This window comes from Paenimyroides viscosum, from assembly GCF_003858535.1.
GTDB lineage: Bacteria > Bacteroidota > Bacteroidia > Flavobacteriales > Flavobacteriaceae > Flavobacterium > Flavobacterium viscosum.
Genome location: NZ_RQTJ01000033.1, coordinates 22,589 through 32,991, shown reverse-complemented (window position 1 = coordinate 32,991; position 10,403 = coordinate 22,589). Strand labels below are relative to the sequence as shown.

At 33.9% G+C, this 10,403-nt stretch carries 15 protein-coding genes; 13 read left to right on the top strand and 2 right to left on the bottom strand.

Going from position 1 to position 10,403, the window contains the following annotated elements:
- Positions 1-225 precede the first annotated feature (225 nt).
- The 5 genes from EG242_RS12405 to EG242_RS12385 are packed head-to-tail and all read left to right on the top strand — an operon-like array spanning position 226 to position 3,532.
- Entirely contained in the window at positions 226-1,104 is an 879-nt protein-coding gene (locus EG242_RS12405) for a cell division protein FtsX (RefSeq protein WP_124900181.1), read from the top strand.
- Between the two features lie 3 nt (positions 1,105-1,107).
- Positions 1,108-1,350: a DUF3098 domain-containing protein gene (locus EG242_RS12400; protein ID WP_124900180.1), complete on the top strand. Its 243-nt coding sequence runs from the start codon at positions 1,108-1,110 to the stop codon at positions 1,348-1,350.
- 11 nt (positions 1,351-1,361) lie between these two features.
- Positions 1,362-2,177, top strand: coding sequence for an undecaprenyl-diphosphate phosphatase (locus tag EG242_RS12395; protein WP_124900179.1), 816 nt, complete (start codon positions 1,362-1,364; stop codon positions 2,175-2,177).
- On the top strand, positions 2,177-2,896 hold the full coding sequence (gene truB, locus EG242_RS12390) for a tRNA pseudouridine(55) synthase TruB (RefSeq protein ID WP_124900178.1): 720 nt from the start codon (positions 2,177-2,179) through the stop codon (positions 2,894-2,896). Before EG242_RS12395 ends, truB begins: the two co-directional genes overlap by 1 nt.
- Before the next feature lie 15 nt (positions 2,897-2,911).
- Entirely contained in the window at positions 2,912-3,532 is a 621-nt protein-coding gene (locus tag EG242_RS12385; protein WP_124900177.1) for a YiiX/YebB-like N1pC/P60 family cysteine hydrolase, read from the top strand.
- 121 nt (positions 3,533-3,653) lie between these two features.
- On the opposite strand, the gene EG242_RS12380 is transcribed toward EG242_RS12385, so the two are convergent.
- Entirely contained in the window at positions 3,654-4,073 is a 420-nt protein-coding gene (locus EG242_RS12380; RefSeq protein ID WP_124900176.1) for a CBS domain-containing protein, read from the bottom strand.
- Between the two features lie 255 nt (positions 4,074-4,328).
- Here EG242_RS12380 and EG242_RS12375 point away from each other — a divergent pair, with 255 nt between their 5' ends.
- From EG242_RS12375 to EG242_RS12365, 3 genes are all read left to right on the top strand, one after another.
- Complete coding sequence (locus EG242_RS12375; RefSeq protein WP_124900175.1) at positions 4,329-5,087, top strand: isocitrate lyase/PEP mutase family protein; 759 nt, start codon at positions 4,329-4,331, stop codon at positions 5,085-5,087.
- A 143-nt stretch (positions 5,088-5,230) separates the two neighbouring features.
- Positions 5,231-6,094 carry a cupin-like domain-containing protein gene (locus EG242_RS12370; protein WP_124900174.1) on the top strand — a complete coding sequence of 288 codons (864 nt, stop codon included), beginning with the start codon at positions 5,231-5,233 and terminating at the stop codon, positions 6,092-6,094.
- Between the two features lie 132 nt (positions 6,095-6,226).
- On the top strand, positions 6,227-6,829 hold the full coding sequence (locus tag EG242_RS12365) for a hypothetical protein (RefSeq protein ID WP_124900173.1): 603 nt from the start codon (positions 6,227-6,229) through the stop codon (positions 6,827-6,829).
- A gap of 143 nt (positions 6,830-6,972) precedes the next feature.
- On the opposite strand, the gene EG242_RS12360 is transcribed toward EG242_RS12365, so the two are convergent.
- Positions 6,973-7,578 (bottom strand): thioredoxin family protein, encoded by a 606-nt coding sequence (locus tag EG242_RS12360; protein WP_158608874.1) that lies wholly within the window; start codon positions 7,576-7,578, stop codon positions 6,973-6,975.
- Between the two features lie 47 nt (positions 7,579-7,625).
- Between EG242_RS12360 and EG242_RS12355 the strand changes: the two genes are divergently transcribed.
- From EG242_RS12355 to frr, 5 genes are all read left to right on the top strand, one after another.
- The gene (locus tag EG242_RS12355) at positions 7,626-8,414 is read left to right on the top strand and encodes a patatin-like phospholipase family protein (RefSeq protein ID WP_124900171.1); all 789 of its coding nucleotides are present in this window, start codon (positions 7,626-7,628) and stop codon (positions 8,412-8,414) included.
- 77 nt (positions 8,415-8,491) lie between these two features.
- Positions 8,492-8,722: a hypothetical protein gene (locus EG242_RS12350; RefSeq protein WP_124900170.1), complete on the top strand. Its 231-nt coding sequence runs from the start codon at positions 8,492-8,494 to the stop codon at positions 8,720-8,722.
- A 3-nt stretch (positions 8,723-8,725) separates the two neighbouring features.
- A complete protein-coding gene (locus EG242_RS12345) occupies positions 8,726-9,043 on the top strand; it encodes a type II toxin-antitoxin system RelE/ParE family toxin (protein ID WP_124900169.1) in 318 nt (105 codons plus the stop codon).
- A gap of 71 nt (positions 9,044-9,114) precedes the next feature.
- Positions 9,115-9,819 (top strand): UMP kinase, encoded by a 705-nt coding sequence (pyrH, locus tag EG242_RS12340; protein ID WP_124900168.1) that lies wholly within the window; start codon positions 9,115-9,117, stop codon positions 9,817-9,819.
- 17 nt (positions 9,820-9,836) lie between these two features.
- The gene (frr, locus tag EG242_RS12335) at positions 9,837-10,400 is read left to right on the top strand and encodes a ribosome recycling factor (RefSeq protein ID WP_124900167.1); all 564 of its coding nucleotides are present in this window, start codon (positions 9,837-9,839) and stop codon (positions 10,398-10,400) included.
- Positions 10,401-10,403: the final 3 nt, after the last annotated feature.

Genomic DNA, 10,403 nt, shown 5'->3' with positions numbered 1-10,403 from the left:
GTATTCGACAGAAATATTAACAACCTAAAAATTAATCTCGTTTAATAATGCACTATGGGTTACTTTAAATATTCCGGACTTGTTCCGGAATATCCTTTTTATGCAAGGATCGTAATGAGAAGCTTGATAAAGATTGCTTTTTCAGCATTCTAATTCAACATTCTAAAAAATGGTTAAGTATATATTTAAATTGTTTATTATCTTTACCCTCTAAATAATAAAATTATGGCTACAGCGTACGAAAAATATCAAAAGCGCAGATTAATATCGTCTTACTTTTCGGTTATTTTAAGTATTTTTTTAGTGTTGTTTTTGTTGGGATCATTAGGAATGTTCGTTATTAATTATGAAAAAATATCGAACAATTTTAAGGAAAACATTCCAATGTCGATTTATTTTAAAGAGAATGTAAACGAAACACAGCTTGCAGCCTATCAAACCGAATTAGGTCAGCAGAAATTTATTAAAGACCTTACTTTTGTTCATAAAGATTCGGCAGCTAACGCACATCAAAAAACAATTGGTGAAGATTTTGTGAAATTTTTGGGCTTTAATCCATTGCAACATTCGTTCGATTTACACTTTAACGGTGCTTACGTTGAAAAAGATTCTATCAAAGATATTGAAATAGGCATTAAAGAAAACCCGTTGGTTGACGAAGTTGTTTACGATTCGCAATTGGTTGATTTAGTGAACAAAAACATAAAAACAATCAGTTTCTGGATTTTAATAATCAGTGGCGTTTTCGCTTTTATATCGATACTTTTAATTAACAGTTCGCTGCGTTTATCGATCTATTCAAAACGTTTCATTATAAAAACAATGCAAATGGTTGGTGCAACAAAATCGTTCATTCGTAAACCATTCATCATTACAAGCGTAAAATTGGGTGTAATAGGATCGGTTTTGGCAATCATTGGTATTTTGGCGTTAACAGCTTATGCAGACAGCAAACTACCAACATTAGGATTATTAAGCGATGTACAGTCGATAGTTTTAGTATGCGGAGCCGTATTTATTGTGGGAATAATCATTACCTACATTAGCACGTATTTTGCAACGCAACGCTTTTTAAATTTAAAATCAGACGATTTATACCTGTAACTTATGGAAAATAATACCGAAAAATCATTTTTGTTCAGCAAACAGAACTACGTACTTTTATTGGCAGGTGTCGCGGTAATTGCTTTAGGCTTTTTACTAATGGCAGGCGGAAACAGTGAAGATCCAAATGTTTTTAACGAAGCTGTTTTCAGTTTCAGAAGAATTCGTTTAGCACCAACCGTAATTTTTATTGGTTTTGGAATCTGCATTTATTCGATCTTTAAAAACCCTGCAAAAAAATCATAAAAACCTTATAAATGGATTTATTACAAGCCATCATCATTGCAATTGTTGAAGGACTAACAGAATATTTACCTATTTCATCTACAGCTCACATGGGCTTTACTGCGGCTCTTCTAGGAATGGAAGAGTCTGAGTTTTTAAAGATGTTTCAGGTTTCAATACAGTTTGGAGCGATCTTATCGATTGTAGTTTTATATTGGAAGAAATTCTTCGATTTCAGTAACCTGCAATTCTACTACAAACTGGCATTTGCCGTGATTCCTGCATTGGGATTGGGTTATTTGTTAGATGATAAAATTGAAGCCGTTCTGGGAAATCAAATTGCTATTTCATCGGTTTTAGTCATCGGCGGAATCGTACTTTTATTTGTAGATCGCTGGTTTAAAAACCCTAAAATTCACGATGAAAAAGACATTACGTTTAAAACGGCAATTACCATTGGTTTTTGGCAATGTTTGGCAATGATGCCTGGAACATCACGTTCGGCAGCATCAATCATCGGTGGTATGACGCAAGGTTTAAGCAGAAAAGCAGCCGCAGAATTTTCGTTCTTTTTAGCTGTTCCAACCATGTTAGCTGTTACGGTTTACTCCATTTTTGTAAAAACCTGGGGCAAAGGAACAGCAACCGAAATGAAAGGTTACGAAATGATTTTGCAAGATCAGCACCACATTATATTGTTCATAATTGGTAACGTTATTGCATTTATAACCGCTTTAATTGCTGTAAAAACATTCATTGCCGTACTTACAAAATACGGATTTAAATTTTGGGGCTGGTATAGAATTGTGATTGGAATTGGACTGTTAATTTACTTTTACACTAAATAATGCAGAAATTATCAAAGGAAGATTTTCTGGAAGGACAGATTTTACTGATAGACAAACCGTTATCTTGGAGTTCTTTTCAGGCGGTAAACAAAATAAAATACGCGTTACTAAAAAATTTAGATCTTCCTAAAAAGTTCAAAATTGGTCATGCGGGAACGTTGGATCCTTTAGCATCGGGACTTTTAATTATCTGTACCGGAAAATTCACTAAGCGAATTGCAGAACTACAAGGTCAGGTTAAAGAATACACTGGAACTATTACTGTTGGTGCAACTACACCGTCATACGATTTGGAAACCGAAATTAATCAGGAATTTCCTATCGATCATATATCGAACGAACTAATAGAAGAAAACCGTAAAAAATTTATTGGAGTTATAGATCAGTTCCCTCCTATTTTTTCGGCTTTAAAGAAAGATGGCAAACGTTTGTACGAACATGCGCGTGCGGGCGAAGAAGTTGAAATTGCATCAAGAAAAATTGAAATTATCGAGTTTGAAATCACAAGAATTGCCTTACCCGAAATTGATTTCAGAGTAGTTTGCAGCAAAGGAACTTACATTAGATCTTTAGCTTTCGATTTTGGAAAAGCCTTAAATTCAGGCGGACATTTAACCGCATTGCGAAGAACCAAAATAGGCGATTTTTCTGTTGCTGATGCCATAGAGCCGTTAGCCTTTGAGAAAATATATAATTTAAATTTTAAAGAAGCCGAATAAGCTTCTTTTTTGCTTATGAAAAACATTCTATTCTTTTTATTGTTTACTCTATCAGCTTTTGCTCAAAAAACCGAATTAAAAAATGGCGATCTGCTGTTTATCAATATAAATTGCGGCGACATGTGTAATGCCATTAACGCAGTTACAAACGGCTATAAAAACAACGATTTTAATCACATGGGGTTGGTTGTTTCAACAGCAAAAAATGAATTTTATGTGTACGAAGCTATTGGAAAATCTGTAGTAAAAACACCGCTTAAAGATTTTTTGTCTTACACAAAAAACACGGTTTATGTAGGTACATTAAAGCGTAAACATCTTTATTTAATTCCAAAAGCTATTTCGTTTTGCGAAGAAAATCTAGGCGTTCCGTATGATGATGATTTTTTATACGATAACGGTAAATATTATTGTTCAGAATTGATTTATGATGCCTTTAAATTCGCCAATAAAAACAAACCGTTTTTTAAGTTATTTCCAATGACGTATAAAGAGCCAAAATCGGATAACTTTTTTCCTGTTTGGACAGAACATTTTGCAAAACGCAGAATAGAAATTCCCGAAGGAAAACCAGGATGTAACCCAGGCGGAATGAGTCTTGATAAAAAAATCACTTTGAAAGTGTTTCAAATGTAAAAGCTGTCTAAAACATTTTTTATGTCATTCCGGACTTGATCCGGAATCTTATTATCAATTTAATGAGAAGCTGAATCAAGTTCAGCTTGACAAGCGAATATTTTAGACAGCCCAACTTATCTTAATATTGCTCTAAAAAGTAGTTTAATAAATCGGTAGTGGTGACAATACCAACCAGTTCATTGCCGTTTTCAACAACCGGAAGCGAATGAAATGTCTGTTTTGCCAAAATTTCAATTACTTCTTTTACCGTAGCATCAACCGTAACCGTCAACGGAACTTTCGCCATAACCTGCGGAATTGTAAACATATCGTACACAACAGATTCAACCGTATCTTCGTTGTCATTAACATCCGCATAACTTATTTTCAACAGGTCGGAATAACTTAAAACGCCTACAATTGATTTTCCATCAACAACCGGAATATGTCTGATGTTGTGCTTTTTGAATAAACTTTCTGCTTCGTAAAGTGATTGATTCGTGGTTAATGTTTCTAAATTTTTGGTCATAATTTGTGACACAGGAACTCTTTGTTTCATAATTGCGTTATTTAAAATTTGATTTATCTTTAGAACAAATCTATTGCGCATCAATCAAAAAAATCATGACAAATAACATAGCGATTTAAGTATTTTTTTCGTAAATTTAAGTAGCACTGCCGAGCGTTTCTTTTACCGAAATTGATATGATTTTATAAAAGGTCAAACGTTAAAAAATTGTTTTGTTTGATAAACTCCTTTTTATATCAATTGAAAAAACCGTAAATTTATAAGGAACAAGAAAATTATAAAGCTATGAGTTTAGACAAATTTAAATCGTTACACAACCAAAATCAACCGTTACTAATTGCCAATACGTGGGATGCCATTAGCAGTAAATCTGCCGAAAAATCGGGTTTTCAGGTAATAGGAACATCAAGCCATGCTATCGCGAATATTTTGGGGTACGAAGACGGTGAGAATATTCCGTTTGAAGAAATGTTTTTTATGATCGAAAAAATTGCAAAATCTACTTCATTATTGGTTTCTGCCGATTTTGAATCAGGATATTCTGATGATCCGCAACAGGTTGCCAAAAATGTAGAAAAATTGGTTGATGCCGGTATTTTAGGAATCAATCTGGAAGATGGTTTAACCAACGGAAAAGATCGATCTTTAGGTGATGTTTCTGTTTTGACTGATAAAATCAAAGCCATAAAATCGCATCTTCAATCAAAAGGGAAAGATATTTACATAAATGCACGTATCGATACCTACACAACCAAACATGCCGATGCCATCAACGAAACTTTAAAGCGTATTAAAGCTTACGAAACTGCGGGTGCCGACGGATTTTTTGTTCCATTGATAAATACCGATGAAGACATTAAAGCGGTTTTAGAAACCACGCAACTTCCATTAAACGTTTTTATGAAAGACGGCTTGAAAACATATGAAGAATTTGCTACTTTGGGTGTACATAGAGTAAGTTACGGTAACGGAATTCATGCAAAAATAACCGCAGCTACCAATAAAGCCTTTGATGATTTAATGAATACAAAATCATTAAAATAGTCACAGAATCTGTGGTAATAAACTATTTAAATCCTTAGCCTGAAAAACTAAGGATTTATTGTTAAAAAAAAGTTCAATAAAAAACAACAAATCTTTAAATTCACTACTTTTATACGTCATAGTATTTAAGCTAAAATTTAAGTATGAGTTTTAATTATACAGAGATTGAACGCGTAACAAAGCTTACGAAAAAAGAGTTCATAGAGAATTACTACAAAAAGCAGAGACCTGTGGTAATTACCAATCAAATTGAAGACTGGCCTGCATTTACCAAATGGAATTTAGACTTTATTAAAGAAATTGCCGGCGATAAAACAGTTCCGCTTTACGACAGTAGAAAAACCGATTATACCAAAAAAGTAAATGAGCCCGATTTTAAAATGACAATGGCAGAATACATTGATATTTTAGAAAAAGGTCCGACCGATTTACGTATTTTTCTGTACAACCTTATGAAAGATGCTCCGTCTATGAAAGACGATATGCGTTGGCCGGATTTAGGCATCAGGTTGCTTAAAAATTTGCCGTTGGTATTTTTTGGTGGCGAGAATGCCAAGGTTTTCATGCATTACGATATTGATTTCCCAAATATTTTCCATTTTCATTTCGATGGAAAAAAACAGTGCGTACTGGTAGATCCTAAAGAAACAAAATACATGTATCGTTTACCGTATTCGTGGATTTGTCATGAAGAAATAGATTTTGACAATCCGGATTTTGACCGCTTTCCGGCACTTAAAAAGGTAAATCCGTACATTACGCAATTGCAACACGGCGAAATGCTGTATATGCCCGAAGGTTGGTGGCATTACATGAAGTATCAAACGCCAGGATTCTCGTTAAGTCTACGATCGTTGGCAGGCAGACCAAAAAATTTGTTCAACGGTTTAAAGAATGTAGTTTTCAACAGATATTACGATAATTACATGCGTAAAACAAAAGGACAACAGTGGTTAGATTATAAAGATGCCGAAGCAATCAGACGCACGAATGCTTTGCTGAAATAATCTTAAATTGTCAATAATTTTGTCACATCGAGCGAAGTCGAGATGCAACCCAACAACCAACAAAAAGGTCTCGACTACGCTCGACCTGACAGTTTTTAAACAGTTATTTAAGAAAAAACTAAAAACACATTTATGAAAAACTTTATTCTACTTGTTTCTTTTTGCGCACTGGCTTCGTGCAAGAAGCCCTTAGCTAATTTTACCGAAGCACAACCAGCAAATACAAAAGATCAATCTGCATTTCCCAACAAAATGATTGGAACGTATCACAATTACGAAACAGATACCGATTTAGTTATTCAAAAAGAATTAATTTTAAGTACACAGTACTTTAGAGATACCTTATCAGAAAAAGATCTTTTAAAAATTCAGCAGGAAATAGAATTAACATCGAAAAAACTAAACGACACCTTGTTTATTGCGAGTTATAATGTAACCGACACGATTTTTAATCTGCAACAAAATGATATTTTAAGAAAATTGAAAGGCTATTATTTTCTAAATATTGCAAACGAAGATAAAAACTGGAATGTTACCAAATTAAAATTTAAAAACAACATTGTTTCCTTAAACGATATTCGTACAGAAGAAGAAATTAATACGCTGGCAGAATTAACCGAAACAGTTGTAGATACTATTCGCCCAGCAACTTTTAAACTTTCTAAAAAACAGTTTAGAAAATTTGTTAAACAAAACGGTTTTACTGAAGGAAGTGTTTATGTTAAAAAGAATTAATTCGAAAGTCCTTCTAAACTACAATAAAAACTACCATTATTTTGTCATTCCGACGAAGGAGGAATCTCAGTAGTAATTTAATGAGATTCATCGTTACATTTCATTTCACTCTGAATGACAATATATAAATCTTAAAACGCAGCTTAATTAGCTGCGTTTTTTAATAGATCAATCAGTTCATTCTGCATAGAAATTCCTTTATCGTTGTTGTACCAAATTTGTACACCTTCTTTTACTTTGTCGTTAAAACCTCCGTTTTCATCTAACAGTCGTTTTACTTCAACCTGTGCAGTTGCAGGGCGCGGTCCCCAAGTAAACAATTCCTTATTTAAATTGGCAGAAACAGCGATTAATTTAGGAATCGATTTTCCGCCATTAGTTAAATACTGTTGCATTAACTCCTCATTATCATCGCGTAAAACCAAGCGCAAATCAATTAGTGGGTTAATTTCTGCAAGCTTTTGCATTACCGGAACATTCTGTGCAGCATCGCCACACCAGCTTTCTGTAAGTACAATCCAAATCTGTTTTTCAGAAATTTGCTTTGTAAGATTTTCTAATTCCGGAAGTATTTGCTGGGTTTTATCTAAACGCTTCATTCTGGCACGGTTCAGTTTTGTAAAATCCGTAAGCATCTCGTTTTGCTCGTGTCCTGTTGAACTGTTCTCGTTAATTTTTTGGTCGATCAAATTTAAATAATCGTTATAAGACATCGAATTTTCGATTGCTTTTTGAAATATTGCCTGCATAATTTGTATTTTTATACAAAAATAACGATTTAACGTTACAAAAAATAATGAATAACAATTCAACCGTTTTCGGTTTGGCATTATCGGGCGGCGGTCACAAAGGAATTGCCCATGCCGGTGTGTTACAGTTTTTAAACGAGCAAGAAATTTTTCCGGAAATTATATCGGGAACAAGCGCAGGATCTATTGTTGGCGGATTGTATGCCAATGGAATGAAACCTAAAAGCATACTTACTTTTTTTAAATCGGTAAGTTTGTTCAGTTGGACGCATTTATCTTTTAAAAAGGCTGGTTTTTTAGATGCCGATCAGTTTGCACGCTATCTTGATAAAGAATTTGGCGACAAAACCATTAAAGATTTAGATGTTGAACTGTATATTTCGGCAACCGAAATTGAACGCGGTAAATTAAAAATCTTTCATAAAAACACAAAAGTAGTATCGGCAATATTGGCATCAAGCGCATTTCCTGGAGTATTTTCACCGGTAATTATCAACAATAAAGTGTACAGCGACGGCGGTATTTTAAATAATTATCCGGTAAATACCATTCAGGGGCGTTGCGATTTTTTAATTGGCAGCAATGTAAATCCGGTGTTAATGTATAATCAAACTCGGTTTACATCAATAAAATCGGTTGCATTACGCGCTTTTGAAATTATGATGATGCAGAATACTTTTCCGCAAAACGAATTGTGTGACTGGCATATTCAGCCCGAAGCTCTTGCAAATTACAGCACCTTTGAAACATCGAAAAAAAGAATGGACGAAATTTTTGACATCGGTTATCAGGAAGCAAAAAAGAACTTCGAAAAAATAAAAGATAAATTGCCTTAAGGGAATCATTCATAATTGATGTTTTTTAATTATCTGATTTTTTTTCGTAAATTTGAATTGCAAAGAGTTTTAAAACCATGGACTTACAAACAAGAAAAATAGAATTTGTACAGGCTTTTCTTAAACTTCAAAGCGAAGAAATGATCTCTCAATTTGAAAAACTTTTAAGAAATGCGAAACAATCAGAATCTGAAAAAGATTTTGAGCCTTTTACTGTGGAGGAATTAAACGAACGTATTTTACAATCGGAAAAAGATTTTGAAAACAACAAGTTTAAAACAACCGCTGAACTTCTTTCAAAATACTAAGCGGTGAACTATAAAATTGTGTGGTCTGCATTTTCTGAAAAACAGATTGATGTTATTTTCAATTATTACACGCAAAAAGCAACTTCAAAAGTTGCTTTAGAAATTATTACTAAAATACTTTTAGCTCCGGATATTGTACTCAACAATCCAAAAATCGGACAAAAAGAACCTACTTTACAGCACAGATTAATTACATATCACTATATGTTAGCGTTGAATTACAAAATCATTTATTCAATTGATGACGATGAAATGCTGATAAAAATTGGCGATGTTTTCGATACCCGTCAAAACCCAAATAAAATAGATCGGGAAAAATAAAAGATAAATTACCTTAAGCGTTTTTAAACAATAGCAAAAATGATATATTTGCAAATAAATTTTTCCTCGGTATGAAATACAAAAGAATACTTTTAAAATTAAGCGGTGAAGCTTTAATGGGCGACAACCAATATGGTATTGACCCAAATCGCTTGGCAGAATATGCGCAAGAAATAAAAAAAGTAGTTAATTTAGGTGTAGAAGTAGCCATTGTAATTGGCGGAGGAAACATTTTTAGAGGCGTTGCCGGTGCTAGCAAAGGTATGGATCGCGTTCAAGGCGATTATATGGGAATGCTAGCAACCGTAATTAACGGAATGGCGTTACAAGGCGCGTTGGAAGATGCAGGAATGCTTACCCGTTTGCAAACAGCCTTAAAAATTGAAGCAATTGCAGAGCCATATATTAAACGTAGAGCCGTTCGCCATTTAGAAAAAGGCAGAATTGTAATTTTTGGTGCAGGTACGGGAAATCCGTATTTTACAACTGATACCGCTGCTGTTTTAAGAGGAATTGAAGTTGGTGCCGATGTTATTTTAAAAGGAACAAGAGTTGATGGCGTGTATACTGCCGATCCTGAAAAAGATCCAACTGCAACTAAATATGAAAACATTTCGTTTGCCGATGTCTTAGAAAAAGGATTAAATGTTATGGATACTACTGCATTTACTTTAAGTCAAGAAAACAACCTACCAATTGTTGTTTTTGATATGAACAAAGAAAGTAATTTATTAAAATTGTGCCAAGGTGACAATATTGGAACAACCGTTTATTAACAAGATATTTTAAAGTCATGACAGAAGAAATTAATTTTATTATAGACGAAGCCAAAGAATCTATGAACGGTTCTATTGAGCATTTAAACAAAGCTTTATTAAACATACGTGCTGGTAAAGCCAACCCGCAAATGTTAGGGGCGGTTTTTGTAGATTACTATGGGTCGGCAACTGCTTTGTCACAAGTTGCAAACATTAATGTACCAGATCCGCGTACGTTAACCGTTACACCTTGGGAAAAAAACATGTTACAACCTATTGAAAAAGCAATTATGATTGCTAATTTAGGTTTAAACCCAATGAATAACGGCGACATGATTATTATTAACATTCCTGCGTTAACAGAAGAGCGTCGTAAAGATTTAGCAAAACAAGCGAAAACAGAAGCAGAAGATGCTAAAATATCGATCCGTAATGCTCGTAAAGACGCGAATACCGACATCAAGAAACAGGAAAAAGAAGGAACCTCTGAAGATATTTGTAAAGATGCCGAAGACCGCGTTCAGAAATTAACTGATAATTTTATTAAAAAAATCGATGAAATCTACGCTGAAAAAGAAGCAGAAATCATGAAAGTATAATTA